Origin of the sequence: Marinobacter sp. LA51 (genome assembly GCF_030297175.1) — a bacterium.
GTDB lineage: Bacteria > Pseudomonadota > Gammaproteobacteria > Pseudomonadales > Oleiphilaceae > Marinobacter > Marinobacter apostichopi.
In genome coordinates this window covers 1,828,595-1,846,940 of the sequence record NZ_AP028070.1, presented here as the reverse complement: position 1 = coordinate 1,846,940, position 18,346 = coordinate 1,828,595, and the positions used below count along the sequence as shown (strand labels likewise).

Here is an 18,346-nt window from a genome sequence, read left to right as displayed (position 1 = left end):
GGATTCAGAGCTCGAGCACAACAGGTGGATTTGTTGGCTCATATCTGACCGTGCAGGTGCTGGCGTTGACCATTTGAGTTACGCCTTTTTTCTCTACGCCATAGCCCTCATGAATGTGCCCAAAGATATGGGCTTTAAGCGACAATTTTTCTACTCGAGCAAGAAGGTCGAGACAGCCAACATTTTCAACACCAAACCCCATATCGACTTCATCCCCAATGCCTTTGGGAGGGCCATGGGTGATGAGAACATCCGTATTATCGGGAATTTGCTTCCATTTCTCATGGAGGGGTTGTCCTCGCTCCAGCATAAAGGCCCAGTCCAGAAACGCTGGAGTCCACGGCGATCCCCAGAACCTGACCCCCTCAATCTCCACGCCGCTGTCTTCCAGGTAAAGAGCATTGGTTAGCGTCGCGCGGGCCAACTCAGGAATCTCTTGGAACGCCCAGTCATGGTTGCCTGCAATAACAATCTTATGGCGATGTGGCAACTCACCGAGCCAATCGTTAAGGTCCTCCAGGTTGTCCAATGTCCCTTGGCCCAGTGAATCCCCAGCATGGATAAGAACATCCCCTTCCGGAATATCCACTAAACGACGGTGTAGGCTATGGGTATCGGAAAGGCAGACAAGTTTCATCAGGCGTTTACCGCAAAGTAGGATTTTTCCTATTAAACCAAAGGCTCCTCTTCCAGAACACCAGAAACCCTATTCGATACCCAATTCGATCTTCCTGAGAGCCGCTATTCTCATTACATAGAAGATTTTCAGACCAGCCGCCCACAGTGGAATTGAGAGGTGCATCAGGATCTGGCCCGCAAGCGATAAATTCGCCGCCCACCAGTACGCAACAAACACTGTCGCACACAATGCTGTTACCGATATAGCTAGTCCCCAATTGGCTCCTGTCAGTAATCTGTTCATCGATTAATCACCTATGATCCGTGATCTTTTAGCTCATGTTTGGAAATCGGACCCCAGTATGGAGCGCGCTTTATATTTGTGATAATGAATTGTTTTTGGCTTTAATATCAGTATCACTGATACAAAAATCGTGGAGGATAGGTAACGATTGTGGACATCGAGCTCGCCCGCACCTTTCTGGAAATCGTCCGAACGGGCAGTTTTATCGCGGCGGCAGAAAGGCTTCACATTACACAAACGACCGTCACTGCTCGCATCAAGAACCTCGAGGCCCAGCTGGGTTGTCGTCTCTTCATTCGCAATCGCAGTGGCGCCTCGTTGACAGCGGATGGTGAACGTTTTGCAGGGCGTGCCAGCCAACTGGTTCAAACCTGGGATGCCGCCCGCCGGGAACTTCCGCTCCCAGACGGGGCCGACAGGGTTGTCACACTCGGTGCTGAAACAAGTCTGTGGAATCCATTGCTGCTTGATTGGTTGTCAGCGCTGAAAGAGGACGCGCCCACTCTCGCTCTGCGAGTGGAGGTTGGCGAACCTCAGACTCTTCACGACAAGCTGGAAAAAGGTGTGATGGATGCGGCGCTGGTTCACCAACCCAACTACTGGCCGGGAATGCAAATAGAACAGTTGCTGGAGGAGAAACTGGTACTGGTGAAAACCAGGAAACAATCAGGCGATTACATATATGTGGACTGGGGTCCCCATTTCCGGCAACAGCACGACGCTGCCTTCCCGGAAAATGCTCGCCCACGACTGACATTTAACCTGGGGCCACTGGCCATACAACATCTGCTGGCACATGGAGGTAGCGGCTATTTCAGGACGCGGGTAGCCCAACCCTATCTGGAAAGTGGATTGCTTGAGCGGGTCGAGGACGCACCCGAGTTCAGCTATCCGGCGTATCTGGTCTATCCCCGTGCCGGCGAAGCTTCAACTCTCAGGACAATTGTCGAATCAATACATTGCTCAGTTTCAGGCAGCAACCGCTAGTTTATTCCGTTGCGACCACGGGAATTCCTTAACAGGCAGGTGGATCAGCGCAGACAACGCCCCTACTCCCACACCAACCCACCAGACCAGCGTGTAGTCGTTATAGAGATCGTACAAGGCACCGCCCAGCCATACACCCAGGAAGCCACCAAGCTGGTGCGAGAAAAACACCACGCCGTACAGTGTTCCCATGTATTTCAGTCCGTAGATGTGCGCCACTAAACCGGAGGTCAGTGGCACGGTTGCCAACCAGAGTGATCCCATCGACACCGAGAACAGGACGACGGTTTCCGGGGTGATCGGCGCCATGATGAAGGCCGCCGATACCAGGGTTCGCAACAGATAGATGGTGGCCAGCAGATACTTTCTCGAATATTTGTGCCCCAGCCATCCTGCGAGCAGCGTCCCGCCGATGTTGAACAGCCCGATCAGCGCGATGGAAATGGCGCCGAGCCCCGATGCGGATGTCACACCCAGCACATACAGCATGCTATCCGGGCTTATCGGCCCACACATTTCCGTGATAAAGGCTGGAAAATGCGCGGTGATGAATGCCAGTTGATAACCGCAGGAGAAGAAGCCGATGAAGATGAACCAGAAGGTGGGATCCTTGAGCGCCCGCTTGAGCACAACGCCCATGGGTTCTTCCGTCTCGGTCGACTTGGCCGATTTCGGAGCCCGCATCAACGTAAGTGCGAACATGGACAACAGAACAAACCCGGCGAAGATGACGAACACCGATTGCCAGGGCATCTGGCTCAACAGCGACTGGGCCACCGGTGGCCCGACGATCTGACCGGCAGACCCTGCCGCCGTGGCAATGCCCAGCGCCATAGACCGGTTCTTGTCCGAAGCTGCACGCCCGACCACCGCCAGAATGACGCCAAAGCCGGTGCCCGCAATCCCGAAGCCGACCAGTATTTCCAACAACTGATGCTGGCCCGGCGTGATGGCAAATGCCGACAAAACCAGCCCAACCACGTACACCACACCACCGGTGAAAATGGCTTTGCGATCGCCATAGCGCTCCGCGAACGCGCCGAAAATCGGCTGACCAATTCCCCAGAACAGATTTTGAATGGCGATGGCAAGGGAGAAGGATTCCCTGGGCCAGGCGAACTCCAGTGCAATGGGCAGCTGGAACAAGCCAAACGAAGCGCGAACCGCGAAACTCACGAGAATGATGATGCAGCCGGCAACGAGCACCGGGTTAATCAACCGGTCGTACGTCCCCGAGGGTGAGCTTTCCATCACCCGGCCTTCACCGCCCCGTTGTTGTCCCATATCGATGCCTGCTCCCGGTGGGTTCTGCGCTAAAACCCTTTTTTTCTTCGCTTGGCCGCATAGCTTACGAGAACCCCGGCCAGAACCGTAAGGAAGCTATGTTAGCAGAATTCGTTTGATCCGCACGCCTCGGTTAACGGGCGTTTTTTCAGTTACCGGGAAGCCGGTATTCGCATCAGCGTGCAATAAACCACCGGCAACACAATGAGCGTCAGCACGGTCGCCACGCCAAGACCAAATACAATCACCACCGCCATACTGGCAAAAAAAGCGTCACTGAAGAGGGGTATCATGCCGAGCATGGTCGTGATGGCAGCCATCAACACCGGCCGAACCCGACTCACCGCTGCATCGACGACCGCATCGAAGGCGTCACTCTGCTGCTCCACCTGAATCTTGATTTCCTCCACTAGCACAATGGCGTTTTTCAGTACCATGCCAATTAGGCTCAGGGTGCCCAGCAGGGCCATAAACGTGAACGGAGCGCCAAACAGCACCAACCCGCCGACAATACCGATCAGAATCAAGGGTACGATGGACCAAATGGACAACGCCTGCCGGAAACTGCCAAACAGCAGCATGGAGATGATGAACATCCCCAGCAATCCGACCGGTAAAGAGGCAAACAACGAGGTTTGGGCCTCCGTGGAAGTCTCGTACTCGCCGCCCCACTCAAGGGTATAACCCGCGGGCAGCTCCAGGGCGTCGACCTGCGGCCGGATTCGCTTCAAAACACTGGCCGCGGTCTCGCCAGAAAGAGGCATGGGTTCGGCGTACACGGCAAGCATTCGCTGCCGGTTGCGCCGTTTGATCAGGGGATCCCGAAGTTCAGTGCGTGTTTCGCTCAGAACATTGCCGGCACTCACATAAGCCTGCTGCTCGTCGCTCCAAACGTTGATCGCGCCCAGATTCTCGATATCAAAACGCTGGCCTTCGCGGGAACGCATCAGAATCGGAATCAGATCGCTGCCATCCCGATAGATACCCACGCGTTCGCCCTGATTATTGAGCAGTAACGCCTGATGCAGGCTCTCACGGGACACCCCGACACGCCGCGCCTGTTCGTCCAGAAATTCCGGTACGAGAGCCAGTTCGCGGTTGCTCCAGGAAATCCGGACGCTTTCTGCCATCTGTTCCTGACGGAATATGGCCTCGACCTTAGCGCCCAGTTGGCGTAGAACAACCGGGTCGTCGCCGTGAATCCGGGCCTCGAGACTGGCCTTGGCCGAGGGCCCGACCTGCAGCGCCTGTACCTTGTACTGCACGTTCGGGAATTCCGCTCGCAGCAGCCGGATGACCTGCTCCATCCGGGCCTGGCGAGAGTCCCGATCCGCCGTTTCGACAATTAGCTGCCCGTAACTCGCGTAGCGCTTCTCGGGCGAATAGGTCAGGGTAAAACGCTGGGCTCCGCCGCCGACGACGCTGGTTACCTGATTGACCTCCGGCATCTGCCCGACTTGCTGCTCCAGTTCGCTCACTACCTGCTCCGTACTCAGAATATCAGTACCCTCTGGCAGCCAGACATCCACGAAAAACAGCGGTGTTGTGGCGTTGGGGAAGAACGCATTTTTTACCTGTCCGGAGACCGACAGCACGCCCACCAGCAACAGCAAGGCACAGCCGATGGTGACGTACTTAAACCGAATCGCTACGGTCAGCATGCGCCGGAAAACCTGAAAAATCAGGCCCCGATACGGGTCCTGCTGTTCAGAACCTGAGGCCAGCTCGTCTGCCCGATCGGCGAAAAAACGATCAAAGAAGAATGGCGTGAGAGTGAGCGCGGTTACCCAACTCAGGATCAGCGAATAGCACAGCACCCAAAACAGCGAACCGATGAATTCGCCGGTGGTATCCGGCGACAGGCCAATGGGCGCAAACGCCGTAATGGCGATGACGGTAGCACCCAACAGTGGAAGTTTGTTCTGAGCGACGACCTCTTTCGCCGCATCCCGCTTGGAGCGCCCTCTGGCCAGACCAATCAGCATCCCCTCTGTGACCACGATGGCGTTATCGACCAGCATGCCCAGAGCAATGATTAAGGCGCCCAGGGAGATCTTCTGCAACTGCAGCCCATGGACCGACATCAGCACAAACGTGCCGAGGATCGTTATCAGCAGGATCAGGCCCATCAGCAAGCCACTGCGCAGGCCCATGAAGATTAGTAGCACGATTATGACAATGCCCACCGCCTGAGCCAGATTCACCAGAAAACCGGACACCGCCTCTTCCACCACCGCGGGCTGGTTATAGACGGTGCTCATGGTCATCCCCAGCGGCATGCGCTGTTCAAGCTCGGCCAAACGCTGATCCAAGCGTTCACCGACTTCGACCACGTTCACACCGGAGGTAAAGGAAACCGCAAGGGTCAGTGCCGGCATGCCATCCGAGTGGTACAGCAGATCCGGCGAATCGGAAAACGATCGTTGAACCTCTGCGATATCCCGAAGGCGAATCAAACCGCTGTCGGCGGAACCCACCACCAGCCGCTCCAGTGCCGGTATCGTATCCAGCTCGCCACTGGGCTGAACGGATAACGACAAGCTCTCGCTCGTAAGATGCCCGGCATTTCCGACCGTGTTCTGGGCATTCAGCAAATTGGCCAGGTAGGACGGCGAGATCCCCAGCGCCCGCATACGGTCACGATCAAGAGCAACGATGATCTGCTCTTGCGCCCGACCACCAATGCTGACTTTTGCTACGCCATCGACAAGCTGCAGTTCTCGCTGGATCAGGTCGGCGTGGTCCTCAAGGTCCTTCAGAGAATAGTCTTCACCGCTCAAGGTAAGAAACAGGCCGAACACATCACCAAAATCGTCATTGACCACCGAGCCTGAAACGCCCGGTGGCAGCATCGACTGAGCGTCATTAATCTTGCGTCTGAGGATGTCCCAGTGCTGATCAAGCTCGTGAGCCTGGACCGTTTTTTCCAGCTGCACCGTGATCTGGGAAAGGCCGTCCGAGTTGATCGAGGTGATGTCATCGACACCGGGCATTTCCTGGATCGCTTTCTCAAGCGGAAGGGTCACTTCCTCCTCGACTTCCAACGGCGTTACGCCTGGGTATTGGGTGGTCACCACCGCAGATCGAAGGGTAAATTCCGGGAATTCCAGCTGCCCCATTCCGAAAAAGGATTGGATGCCGCCAAGAGCCAGCAACAGTGCGAACATCCAGCTAATGGATTTTCGGTTCAGAAAGTAGTCGACCATGTCAGAGACCGCCCTCTTTCACCCACGGCCGAACCTTCCGACCCTCGCTCATGAGATGTGAGCCGGCGGTGACAATGCGATCTCCCGCTAGCAATTCGCCTTTCAAAAGCACGCCCGCGCTGGTCTTCGCCCCCGGTTTAACCACCACCGGCTCGACTTGCCCGATCTCTTCGCCCTGGTCGCCAGTCTCGCTGACAAAACGCCAGACAATGGCCTCGTCCGGATTGCTCGCCAAGGCGGTAATCGCACCGGCCGGGACCAGCCACGAAGAATCGTCGCCACCGGTAAGGGTGTTAAAATCCAACAACACAGATGCACTCATTCCCGAGAGAATGGTGTTGTCCTCGGGCGCGGGCAATGTGACCGTAACCTCGTAGCTAAGAGATCCCTTGGCTGCACTACTGTCATGTTCCTTGTAGCTGGCCTCGTAGCGATGATCCGGCCGCTCGGCAAAGGTGACCCAGGCCATTGGCTCGGCACTCTCACGGGCTGACTGGGCCCTTTCCGGACGGACCTGGCGAATGTCCTGCTCCGGCATCTGGAATGTCACGTCAATAGAACCCGGGCGTTGTAGTTCCACAATGGTCTGCTGCGCGCCGACCACTTGGTAGACTTCGGCCGGCACCCTTGAAATCACCCCCGAAAACGGCGCTTTCAATAGGGTGTAGGACAGTTGGTCCTGAGCGCGGGAGAGCTGAGCCTTGGCCGATAAGTATTGTGCTTCTGCCTCATCGAAGCGAGCCCGGCTGATGGCATTGCGCTCCAGGGATATCCGCATGCGTTCGTAGGTTGCCTCCGCCAGATTGAAGCTGGATTGGGCGTTTTCGAGTTGAACCTGGGCATCGCGCTCATCCAGACGGGCGACCACGTCACCTTTCTCAACGCTGTCACCTGCCTTCACGTTAAGGCGAACAAGTTCCCCCCCCACCCTGAACGACAATTCCGAGTGCTCCGACGCGGTTACCTGGCCGGGATACCGTTTAAGGCCACTCACGCGCTTGGTATCGAGCGTCACTAGTTTCACAGGGTGAACAGTCTGCTTGGTCAGTGGTGGAGCCTCGGCAGAGCAACCGGCCAGCACCGCAAGAGCCGCTGCCATGCATCCCCAAAAAGCCGACTTCCAAACTTGTGCGCTGATGTGGTTCATCGTGTCTCCCGATTTCAATCTAGGGGTAAAAGGCAGTCAGGCCTGGGCTACTGCATCCCAGGCCATGAGGAATCCAAGTTCTACCTGCTCATCAGTTGCTTCAAAGGAGCCCTGAAGAGTTCGCTGCACCAGGTGGTAAATGGGCCGGAACATGAAGGTCTCGAGAAGTGGAAAGGGCACTGGTTTGATAAGCCCTTCCGCCTTCCCCTGCTCCACTGCATCAAGGAGCGGCGATGCCTTGGCCTCGTTGCGCGCCTGGATCTCAGGTGTCATCCAGGAGGAATGGGTGAAGCTGTCGTGGTAGCGGAAAAATTCCGGACGGCTAAGGCCAAGCTGGAACAGTGCGTGCCAGTTTCGTCGCAATCCATCTTTCAGTGTTGTTCCTTGTTGAAAACTGCTCACAGCAGCCTCGATGACGTGGTCACTGACATAAAAAAACGCCGCTTTTAGAAGTGCATCCTTGTCGGCGTAGTAGATGTAAAGCGTGCCCGGAGATACCCCGGCGCTTCGAGCAATGCGCGCTACCGAGGTGCCAGAAAAGCCGAACTCTGCGACCTCTCTGAGTGTGGCTTGCAGAAACGCCAGGCGTTTTGATTCGTCTCTCTGTCGCATGCGTGAAACTCAACTCGAGTGCATGGAAATTGAATAAGCCTAAATTAAATGAACGTTCATTTATTATCAATACATAAAAATAGGCGCATACCGAAATATACGCCCTCGTTATTGCAGACTGGAATTATCGAAGGAAACGATTCACATCTTCTATTGCGGGCAATGACGTAAAGGCACCGGCATGAGTGACCGCGTGGGCACCACAAGCACTGGCAAAGGTCAGAATGCTCTCCAGCCGCTGTTGATCGGTACCCAGCCCTTCCAGGCCTGCTACCGACATATCCAGCTCAGATAGGCGATACAGCAAACCACCAACGAACGCGTCTCCGGCGGCAGTACTATCGACCATCTGTACATTGGGTGGCTGGATCGAACCGCTATGATAAGCGGTGTGGTAACGCAGTGGTTGGCCGCCATCGGTGATCAGCACCAGGGAGGCGCCAGCGTTCAATATCTGCTTCAACACCTGTGCTTCATCGGTGTGCCGGCACAGGAAGGCCAGCTCTTCAGCGGACAGTTTCACCAGGTCCGCCTGTTCCACACAAGACCACACCGATTCAAACGGATCGGCGCCTTCAGGCCAGAGATTGTGCCTGAGGTTCATGTCGAAGCTGACCAACCAACCGGCGGCTCGTGCGGTTTCCAGACCGGCCTGGGTAGCTTCGAGGATGCCCGGCTCAGTCAACGTGTTAGAGCAGAAATGAAAGATGCCACGGTCCTCAAACCATTCCTGCTGAAACTCGTGGGGGCCGAATAGAAGGTCCGCTGAAGGCCCGCGATAAAACTCAAAACTGCGTTCGCCGTCTTTATCCAGCGATACAAAGGCCAAGGCGGTTTTCGCCTCTTTGGTTTGCAGCAGGTAGTCCGTGCGAACCTGCATGGCTTCAAGCGACTGCACCAGGAAATCACCAAACATGTCGGCGCCGACTTTACCGGCAAAATAACTGTGGCCACCGAGTTTTCCAATTGCTGCGGCCACGTTCGCTGGCGCACCACCCGGGTATTTGGTGAAGCGCTCGTTCTCCGTCCCAGCGCCCTGCCCGTCCTGGGCGTCGCTTACCCGGCTCGAGAGCATGTCTACCAGAAGTTCACCGAACGAAATGACTTTAATCATTGGGTACCACTCTCCTCAGCCATTAAACCCGCATTGCCTGTTGAACCTGGGGCTACTGCGCTTGGCGGTGCCGTGCTTGCAGCCAGATGCTGATTAACGATCGCCATCAGGCCCTGGGTAGATGGATCGTACTCGTTGCTCTTGCCGTCAATATCACGGCTAATGTCATTGGCGAGCCGCTTGCCGAGCTGCACGCCCCACTGGTCGAAAGAATTGATGTTCCAGATAGCACCCTGCACGAACACCTTATGTTCATAGAGCGCGATCAAGGCGCCCAGATTTCGGGGGCTCAAATCTTCCAGAAGCAGCACGTTGCTTGGGCGATTGCCGGGACAACTGGCGTACTGGTTATCTTGAATGTCGCCATTCATGAACGCATTGGCCTGGGCCAGCATATTGGTCAGCAAGGCAAAGTGATGATCCTTGGTCTCTTCGTCAGCTTTCAATGACGCAATAAAGTCGATGGGAACGAACCGGGTGCCCTGGTGCAGTAGCTGGAAAAAGGCATGCTGGCCGTTGGAGCCGGTTTGCCCCCACACGATGGGACCGGTGGCGTGGCTGACCGGGTTGCCATCAATGTCCACGGACTTGCCATTACTCTCCATATCCAGCTGCTGCAGGAATGCCGGCAATTGGTGCAAGGCCTGATCGTAAGGAATGATCGCCTGGGTTTCGGCACCCAGGAAATTGATGTTCCAGATGCCTATAAGGGCCAGAAGGACCGGCATGTTGGTTTCCAATGGCGCATTCAGGAAGTGCTGGTCCATGGTGAAGGCGCCGTCGAGCAGCTCGATAAACGCGTCGTACCCGATGCTCAGCGCAATGGGCAAGCCAATGCTGGACCAGAGCGAATAGCGGCCACCCACCCAGTCCCAGAATTCGAAGATGCTGTCCTCGCGGATGCCGAATGCCGTCGCCGCCTCGATGTTGGTCGAAACCGCCACAAAATGCTGGCCCATGTCGGCTGTGGTGCTCTGGGTCTGCTCCTGGAACCAGCGCTTGGCGCTGTTGGCGTTCAGCAGGGTTTCCTGGGTGGAGAAGGTCTTGGTCGACACAACAAACAGCGTGGTTTCAGGGTCCAGCCCTTTCAGCACCTTCTTCAGGTGCCGGCCGTCGACGTTGGAGATGAAGTGAACGCTGAGGTCCGGGTGCTGATAATCAAGCAGCGCCCGCCACACCATGCTGGGCCCAAGATCCGATCCGCCGATGCCGATATTCACAACGTCACGGATGCGCTTGCCGGTGTAGCCCAGCCATTGCCCGCTCCTTACCTGCTCGGTAAAGGATTTAAGCTTTTCCAGGCTGGCCCGGACATCCGGCATTACGTCGCGACCATTGACGACAATCGGCTTATCACCCAGGTTCCTCAGAGCGATGTGCAGAACAGGACGCTCTTCGGTGACGTTGATGGCCTCCCCGGAAAACATCTGTTCCCGGCGCCGCTGCAGTGGCGAGTTTTTGGCCATTTCAAGCAGAGCGTTCATGACCTGCGGCGAAATTTTGTTCTTGGAATAGTCCAGAAACAGCTCGCCCAAACGCAGGCTCATCTTATCGAAACGATCCGGATCGGCTTTGAAATAATCCGCGATCCGATCGCTCCCGGTCTCATTGGCGAGTTGTTCAAGCTTGCTCCAGGACATGGAGGTGCCCAGTGCGTTCATATCTGTGCTCCCTAATACTTCAGGCGTCTTGAAGTGACTGAAGGCCTGCAAAAACACCGTTGGTTTCCAGCTTGTCGAGTGCCGCATCAAAGGCCTCTTCAAAGTCGCTGGAGCTGGCGAGCGTGGTCCCGAAAATGTCCGCCATTCCCAGGAATTCCGGGGTCAGGTTGGCCCGGTCTTCAACCGCAGATTTCAGCCGCGCAGCCATCGGATCGTTAATCTCGTGGTGCTGACCCTGCTCATCCTGGCCTCGGAGGTAAAGCGCCCAGCTGGCGATGATCATAGCCACCCGTGACAGCGGTCGGCCTTCGTTCACCAGCGTCTGTACCGTCGGAACCAAAAACTTTGGAATCTTGCTGGAGCCATCCATACAAAGGCGGGCCAACTGGTCGCCCATTTGAGGATTGGAGAAGCGCTCAATCAGGGTCTGCTTATAGGCGGGAATATCGATGCCAGAGATTTCGCCCAGGATCGGCGTTACGTCCTCGTCCATAAAGCTGCGGATAAAGTGACTGAACCGCTCGTCGGCCATCACCTCGTGGGTGTAACGGTAACCGGCCAGATACCCGAGGTACGCCATAGCCGAGTGGCTGGCATTCAGCAGGCGAATTTTCATGCGTTCGTACGGTGCCACGTTATCCGTGAACTGAACGCCGACCTTTTCCCACTCCGGGCGACCGTTGCAGAAATCATCCTCGAGCACCCATTGGTAAAAGGGCTCGCAGATCACTGGCCAGCCATCTTCGAGATCGTAATTTGCCGTCAGCCACTGGCGGTGTTTGTCGTTAGTTCCCGGCGTGATGCGGTCAACCATGCTGCTCGGAAAGCTCACCTTGGCATCAATCCAGCTTGCCAGCTCAGCATTCCTGAGGTTGGCGAAAGCCAGCAAGGCTGAGCGAGCAACGTGGCCATTCTCGGGCAGATTGTCACAAGACATCACCGTGAACGGGGGCAGATTGCGCGCCCGGCGCCGGTCCAGTGCTTCGCTCAGGTAACCGAACACGGTTCGCGGCTGCTGGGGATTTTCCAGGTCATGCAGGATGTCCGGGTGGCTTTCGTTGAAACGACCGGTATTGTCGTCAACGTTATAACCACCCTCGGTGATGGTCAGTGAGACAATTTTCACCTGCGGGCTCGCCAGTTTTTCGATCACGGCGTCCTGCTCCTCAGGTGCAAACAGGAAATCCGTGATAGAGCCAATCACGCTCAGTGCGTTGGTGTTGTCGGCGCCCAGTTCGATCAGGGTGTAAAGGTGGTCCTGCCCGGATAACACCTGTTGCATGGCTCGATCGCCTTCACGCAGCCCCACACCGCAGATCGACCAATCCGAGCTGCCACCGGCCTGCAACAGCTGGTGAGTGTAGACCGCTTCATGGGCTCGGTGGAATCCGCCTACGCCGATGTGAACGATGCCGTGCCGGAGGTTACTCCGGTCATAGGCAGGCACGGACACCTCTGGACTCAATTGGTCCAATGTCGAGTTATTCAATTTCATAAGAGGTCACGCTGCCATGCGACTGGGTTTCTGAACGGCGTTGCCCTGTTCATCGAACAAGTGGCACTCATCCACGTGCAGGCGCAGACCGATGCGATCACCGTAGTTACAGGCAAAGTTGCCCGGCATACGGACAGTCAGCGTCTCCTGGCCATCGGTCTTCACATAGCAATAGGTATCGCTGCCCAGGCTCTCGGCAATGTCCATGTACCCTGTCAGTGCACTCTCGCTGGGTTCGACCACATCAATGTTCTCCGGCCGAACGCCAACGGTGACCGCACTGCCCTTGCGCAGATGGTCACCGGCCGCGGGCAAGGTCACAGAGGCACCTGAAGTCAGCTCAACCGTCACACTGGAGGCATCGATGGCAGTCACGTTGCCCGGCAGAAAGCTCATCTTGGGCATGCCGAGAAAGCCGGCTACAAAGCGGTTGGCGGGATTGCGATACAGCTCCAGGGGCGTACCCACCTGCTCTATCCGGCCCTGGTTCAATACCACAACCTTGTCAGCCAGAGTCATGGCTTCAACCTGGTCGTGGGTGACGTAAATCATGGTGGCGTTCAGGTCGTGGTGCAGGCGCGCCAGCTCCAGACGCATCTGCACCCGCAGGGCGGCATCCAGGTTGGACAATGGCTCATCGAACAAAAACACCTTGGGCTGGCGCACGATGGCTCGGCCAATGGCCACCCGCTGGCGCTGACCACCGGACAGTTCTTTCGGCTTGCGCTCCAGCAGAGGCTCCAGCTCCAGAATTCGGGCAGCCTCGGCTACCTTGGTGCTGATGACGTCCTTGTTTTCCTTCGCCAGCTCCAGCGCAAACGACATGTTCTTGCGCACCGACATGTGGGGGTACAAGGCGTAGCTCTGGAACACCATGGCCAGATCCCGTTTGGCCGGGGCCAGATCGGTGATTTCTTTGTGGTCCAGCATAATGTGGCCGCTGGTGACTTCCTCCAGCCCGGCAATAGATCGCAGCAGCGTGGACTTGCCGCAGCCTGATGGCCCAACAAACACGACGAATTCGTTGTCTTTAATCTCAAGGTCGATGCCCTTGAGAATTTCGATATCCCCGAAGGATTTCTTGAGGTTCTTTATTGTTAAGTTAGCCATGGGAAATCTCCGTTATTTGACGGCGCCAAAGGACAAGCCGCGAACCAGCTGTTTCTGGCTGATCCAGCCAAAGATAAGAATGGGGGCACAGGCCAGGGTCGATACGGCTGACAACTTGGCCCAGAACAAGCCTTCAGGGCTTGAATAAGATGCGATCAGGGCCGTCAGCGGGGCCGCTTCCGAGGCCGTGAGGTTGAGTGACCAGAACGCCTCGTTCCAACTGAGAATCAGAGATAGCAGCACCGTCGCGGCCAGACCGCCCTTGCTCATGGGGAGCAGCACTCGCCAGATCTCCTGGAACAGCGTGGAGCCGTCCATTCGAGCAGCCTCGAGTACTTCTTTGGGTATCTCTTTGAAGTAGGTGTAGGCCATCCAGATCATGATCGGCAGGTTGATCAACGTGTAGATGATCACCAGCCCGGTTTTGGTATCGAGCAAGCCGGTGTCCTTGAACAGCAGATAAATCGGCACCAGCACGCCAACCGGCGGCAGCATTTTGGTGGACAGCATCCACAGCAGTGTCCCTTTGGTACGCTTGGTCTCAAAAAAGGCCATGGAATAGGCGGCAGGTACGGCGAGCATCATTCCGATGATCGTGGATCCGAAAGACACCACCACCGAATTCCAGGCAAAGTGCAGATAGTCACTGCGTTCGTTAACCAGCGTGTAATTCTCGAGGGTCGGCGAGAAGAACAATTGCGGCGGTGTGGCGAAGGCATCGATTTCTGTTTTGAAGCTGGTCAGCAGCATCCAGAAAATCGGGAAGAAAATGGCCAGGGCCACACCCCACGCCAACACCCCCAAAAGCAGGGTGTTAAGGCTACGTCGTTGTTTCAGGCTAAGCATTTTGTAACCTCCGGGAATCATTGTTTTTCTGTAAGGCTTTTGCCGATCAGCCGCACCAGGAAGAAGGCGGCAATGTTGGCCAGCACAACGGCGATCAGGCCACCGGCAGAGGCGAGTCCGACATCGAACTGCAGCAACGCCTGGCTGTAGATCAGGTACGCAAGGTTGGTGGTCTCATAACCCGGGCCACCGCCCGTGGTGGTGAATATTTCGGCAAAGATCGACAGCAGGAAGATGGTTTCAATCATCACCACCACCGCGATCGGGCGCGCCAGGTGCGGCAGGGTGAGATGGAAGAACAGCGCCCAGGGACCAGCACCGTCCAGGCGTGCCGCTTCCTGTTGTTCCTGATCCAGCGACTGCAATGCGGTCATCAGCAGCAGGATGGCAAACGGCAGCCACTGCCAGGACACGATCATGATGATCGAGAACAGCGGAAACTCGGAAAACCAGTCGATCGGCGTGGCGCCAAAGAACTTCCAGATGGCAGAAAAGACACCTGAAACCGGGTGCAGCAGCAGGTTTTTCCAGATCAGGGCGTTCACTGTCGGCATGATAAAAAACGGGGATATCAGGAGTATCCGGACAACACCCCGGCCCCAGAACGCCTGGTTAATGAGCAACGAAATCAGGACACCCAGAACCACCGTGATCAGCAGCACGGCGCCAACAAGTAGCAGGGTGTTACTCATCCCCGCCATAAAGCCGAAATCGGTGACGAAGAACTGGAAGTTTTCCAGCCCCACAAATTCGTTATCGCCGGGGTACAGCAGGTTATAGCGAATCAGGGAAAAGTAGATGGTCATCGACAGCGGAATCACCATCCACAGCGCCAGGACGAGCACCGACGGCGACACCATGAAACGATTGATGCGGGAGGTCTTTCTAATCTCTCCCTTGCGGCTGTCCTTTTCGGGTTCCGCGGCGGAGCTCACGGAACCTGCATTCAGAGCGGTTGTCTTCATATCGGTTCTCCGGTGACCCCAAGCAGGCTCCGCCGAAGCGGACCCTGCATCAGGTCATTGTTGTTTCGTCTTGGCCGGGTATTCAGTTGGAGTAATAGCGGGCGCGAGTCATCTCACGAAGGGTGATCGATTGCGCTGCCCTCAAGGCGTGATCGACAGACATCGACCCTGCCAGGGCACCCGAGATCAGCTTTCCGACCTGGGTTGCGATCGACTGAAACTCAGGGATAGCGGCAAACTGAACGCCCACATAGGGGGAAGGATTCAACGTGGAATCGTTCGGATCGGCGTTGCCGATTGCTTCCAGGGTACGGGTCGCAAACGGGGCAGCTTCCAGGTATTCGGCATTGTTGTAGGTAGAGGTGCGGGTGCCGGGCGGCACATTGGCAATGCCATAGGTTTCCTCAACCAGCTGGCTGTATGCCCGCGAGGTTGCCCAGGTGATAAAGGTCTTGGCCGCTTCCTTGGCGTCTGAACTCACCGGAACCGCCAGGGCCCAGGACCACAACCAACCTGAACCTTTAGCGGTTACCTGCTGCGGCGCCAGGGCAAAGCCGATCTGGTCAGCCACCCTGCTTTGCGTCTCGTCGGTCAGGAAAGCACCGGCCACGGTCGCGTCTACCCACATGGCGCATTTGCCACTGTTGAACAGCGCCAGGTTTTCATTGAAACCGTTGGAGCTGGCTCCGGGAGGGCCATAGTTACCGAGCAGGTCAACATAGAAGCTGATGGCGTTCTGCCACTCAGGCCCGGTGAACTCAGGCTTCCAGTTTTCATCAAACCAGCGGGCACCGAACGCATTGGCCATGGTGGTGATCAGTGCCATGTTCTCGCCCCACCCTGCCTTACCGCGCAGGCAGATACCGTACTGCTCTTCTTCCGGCTTATGGAGTTGCTCGGCAAAAGACTTCATCTGATCCCAGGAAGGCTGGTCAGGCATGCTCAGGCCGTTGGCCTCGAACAAATCCTTGCGGTAAAACGTCATTGAGCTTTCGGCGTAGAACGGCAGCGCATACAGCGTGCCATCGGAGGACAGGCCCCCGAGGACCGACGGGAAAATGTCCGCCATATCATAGTCGGCGGGCAAATCCTTCATCGGCGTCAGCCAACCCTTTTCACCCCAGATCGGCGCCTCGTACATGCCGATGGTCATCACATCGAATTGGCCGCCGTCTGTAGCGATGTCTGTTGTCAGGCGCTGCCTCAGGACATTTTCCTCAAGCACTACCCAGTTCAGATCGATGTTTGGATGAAGCTTTTCGAATTCCTCGGAGAGGCCCTGCATGCGAACCATGTCGCCATTGTTCACTGTGCCAATGGTTACTTTGGTGGCGGCCATTGCGGAGGACGCAACAGCGGTCATGCCAACAGCCATAACAGCGGAAAGATATCGTTGGTTGTTCATGCTCGAACCTCTGTTTGTTTTTGGAGTAGGTCGATCAAAATGCTCTGTTATCGTGGAGCTTTTTTTCACTGTAGACCCGGCGCGCGCACCACGCTTGGGCACAGCTAATCGCATGAGCCAATTACACGCTCTATGTGCAAACCGAACAAATACGTACCTTGTCGTTTTTCTATACTTTTTTGCTGTCCCTTGGCTCCATCCACGATTGGAGTCGCACCTTTTTAGGGCCCAAACCATGCCCCACTGGGGGCTAAAGGGAGGATCGGCCCCGCAGAACAGCGAAACGCCTATCACCAGAAAGTATTATTCAGGAAGGGCCAGCTGGTTAATTAACAGGCGGGAGGTAGTGAGCGATCAGCTCTGGTACAGGGCGTCCAGGGAGGTTTTTCGATATTCCGATGGCGTCATTTTCTTCACGTCGTAGAAGCGACGGTTGAAGTTTGCGATGTTGTTGAAGCCCACCAAAAAGCAGATTTCGGTGATGGGTTCATCGCTGTGCGCCAGGTGCTCGCAGGCTTTGTTGATACGGAGGCTGTTGATGAACTCAATGAACCGATGCCCGGTGGCTTTCTTGAAGAACTTCGAGAAATAGGTGGGGCTGACGTTCACATGGGCCGCCACTTCCTCAAGGGAAATTCCGGTGTGGTAGTGCTCGAAAATAAGATCCAGGGCCTGATTCAGCCGGTTAAGGATCTTTTCATCGGTAATGGGCAGGTAGGTTGAAGAGGACAATACGCGGTAGTCACTCATAGCCGCCAGGAGTTCAATCAGCGACCAGAAGCGGGTCAAACGTCGGAACCCGGTGGATTCAGCGACTTCTTCAAATAACGAAACGGCTTTCGGTATCTCAGCGGCGTCCAAAAACTCAATGCCATAAGCCGCCCGTTCCCAGAATGGCCCCAACGCACGGGTTTCAGGAAATACTGCATTACAGGCATTGATCAGATCATGGGAGAAATTGATCACCCGGTCACGCAGTGCCACCCTCTCCCCTTTCTCAATGTGACTGATCCAGTTATGAGGAAGGTTTGGCCCAACCAGGATCAGACTGTTGGGTGAGAAGTTGCCAATGTAATCCCCGACAAAAACCTTGCCGGATGTTTCGGTGATCAGGTGGAGTTCGTATTCTTCGTGGTAGTGCCAGCGAACCAACGGGTGCGGGTAGCCATGGTCCAGGTAGCGGATCGACTCATCCCCGCGCTGATCAACCCATTCAAATTCGGGTTTGATGCGTTGCTTCTCCGCGCCCATTAAACCTTCCTTCCGATATTTCCACTATCTGCAGTGTACCGCATTCGCCTGAGTTATAAATCTGGAGCTCATCACTCACGCTGATGTTCGCCATACCACCTCATTATTATTCCCGCACGAACAAACCAGAGAGAATACTTTCAAGCCAATAAGGCGTTGTATCCAACACATTCCATTTAAACAGGTGGTATTTAAGATGAAAGCACTGAACAAACTCTTATTCGTTGTAACCGTTGTATCTTTCTCTGCCCTGGCACAGGCCGAGGGCGTGAGCCAAGACGATATCGAGCGCGGCAATAACCCGCACTCCGAAACAGTTGAGATCAAAAGCGAAGTCTGAA

15 protein-coding genes are annotated in these 18,346 nt (G+C 55.9%); 2 read left to right on the top strand and 13 right to left on the bottom strand.

Features of this window, described 5'->3' with window-relative positions; all coding sequences use genetic code 11:
- Positions 1–4: 4 nt before the first annotated feature.
- Positions 5–637 carry a metallophosphatase domain-containing protein gene (locus tag QUE89_RS08535; RefSeq protein WP_286222771.1) on the bottom strand — a complete coding sequence of 211 codons (633 nt, stop codon included), beginning with the start codon at positions 635–637 and terminating at the stop codon, positions 5–7.
- Positions 638–1,072: 435 nt separating this feature from the next.
- Between QUE89_RS08535 and QUE89_RS08530 the strand changes: the two genes are divergently transcribed.
- Complete coding sequence (locus QUE89_RS08530) at positions 1,073–1,909, top strand: LysR family transcriptional regulator (protein WP_286222770.1); 837 nt, start codon at positions 1,073–1,075, stop codon at positions 1,907–1,909.
- On the opposite strand, the gene QUE89_RS08525 is transcribed toward QUE89_RS08530, so the two are convergent.
- The 12 genes from QUE89_RS08525 to QUE89_RS08470 all read right to left on the bottom strand — a co-directional run bounded on the left by QUE89_RS08525 (position 1,892) and on the right by QUE89_RS08470 (position 18,005).
- Positions 1,892–3,193: an MFS transporter gene (locus QUE89_RS08525; protein ID WP_286222769.1), complete on the bottom strand. Its 1,302-nt coding sequence runs from the start codon at positions 3,191–3,193 to the stop codon at positions 1,892–1,894. The genes QUE89_RS08530 and QUE89_RS08525 overlap by 18 nt on opposite strands.
- 152 nt (positions 3,194–3,345) lie before the next feature.
- Positions 3,346–6,399: an efflux RND transporter permease subunit gene (locus tag QUE89_RS08520; RefSeq protein ID WP_286222768.1), complete on the bottom strand. Its 3,054-nt coding sequence runs from the start codon at positions 6,397–6,399 to the stop codon at positions 3,346–3,348.
- 1 nt (position 6,400) lies between these two features.
- The gene (locus QUE89_RS08515) at positions 6,401–7,498 is read right to left on the bottom strand and encodes an efflux RND transporter periplasmic adaptor subunit (RefSeq protein ID WP_286222767.1); all 1,098 of its coding nucleotides are present in this window, start codon (positions 7,496–7,498) and stop codon (positions 6,401–6,403) included.
- An 84-nt stretch (positions 7,499–7,582) separates the two neighbouring features.
- Entirely contained in the window at positions 7,583–8,158 is a 576-nt protein-coding gene (locus QUE89_RS08510; RefSeq protein ID WP_286222766.1) for a TetR/AcrR family transcriptional regulator, read from the bottom strand.
- A gap of 124 nt (positions 8,159–8,282) precedes the next feature.
- Positions 8,283–9,272 carry a carbohydrate kinase family protein gene (locus QUE89_RS08505; protein ID WP_286222765.1) on the bottom strand — a complete coding sequence of 330 codons (990 nt, stop codon included), beginning with the start codon at positions 9,270–9,272 and terminating at the stop codon, positions 8,283–8,285.
- On the bottom strand, positions 9,269–10,933 hold the full coding sequence (gene pgi / locus QUE89_RS08500; protein WP_286222764.1) for a glucose-6-phosphate isomerase: 1,665 nt from the start codon (positions 10,931–10,933) through the stop codon (positions 9,269–9,271). Before pgi ends, QUE89_RS08505 begins: the two co-directional genes overlap by 4 nt.
- A gap of 19 nt (positions 10,934–10,952) precedes the next feature.
- The gene (locus QUE89_RS08495) at positions 10,953–12,428 is read right to left on the bottom strand and encodes a mannitol dehydrogenase family protein (RefSeq protein WP_286222763.1); all 1,476 of its coding nucleotides are present in this window, start codon (positions 12,426–12,428) and stop codon (positions 10,953–10,955) included.
- A 6-nt stretch (positions 12,429–12,434) separates the two neighbouring features.
- Complete coding sequence (locus QUE89_RS08490; protein ID WP_286222762.1) at positions 12,435–13,538, bottom strand: ABC transporter ATP-binding protein; 1,104 nt, start codon at positions 13,536–13,538, stop codon at positions 12,435–12,437.
- Between the two features lie 12 nt (positions 13,539–13,550).
- The gene (locus QUE89_RS08485; protein WP_286222761.1) at positions 13,551–14,384 is read right to left on the bottom strand and encodes a carbohydrate ABC transporter permease; all 834 of its coding nucleotides are present in this window, start codon (positions 14,382–14,384) and stop codon (positions 13,551–13,553) included.
- 17 nt (positions 14,385–14,401) lie between these two features.
- The gene (locus tag QUE89_RS08480) at positions 14,402–15,349 is read right to left on the bottom strand and encodes a carbohydrate ABC transporter permease (protein ID WP_286222760.1); all 948 of its coding nucleotides are present in this window, start codon (positions 15,347–15,349) and stop codon (positions 14,402–14,404) included.
- A gap of 82 nt (positions 15,350–15,431) precedes the next feature.
- The gene (locus QUE89_RS08475; RefSeq protein ID WP_491844570.1) at positions 15,432–16,724 is read right to left on the bottom strand and encodes an ABC transporter substrate-binding protein; all 1,293 of its coding nucleotides are present in this window, start codon (positions 16,722–16,724) and stop codon (positions 15,432–15,434) included.
- 384 nt (positions 16,725–17,108) lie between these two features.
- On the bottom strand, positions 17,109–18,005 hold the full coding sequence (locus QUE89_RS08470) for an AraC family transcriptional regulator (RefSeq protein WP_286222758.1): 897 nt from the start codon (positions 18,003–18,005) through the stop codon (positions 17,109–17,111).
- 196 nt (positions 18,006–18,201) lie between these two features.
- Between QUE89_RS08470 and QUE89_RS08465 the strand changes: the two genes are divergently transcribed.
- Entirely contained in the window at positions 18,202–18,345 is a 144-nt protein-coding gene (locus QUE89_RS08465; protein WP_286222757.1) for a hypothetical protein, read from the top strand.
- The last annotated feature ends 1 nt before the right edge of the window (position 18,346 follow it).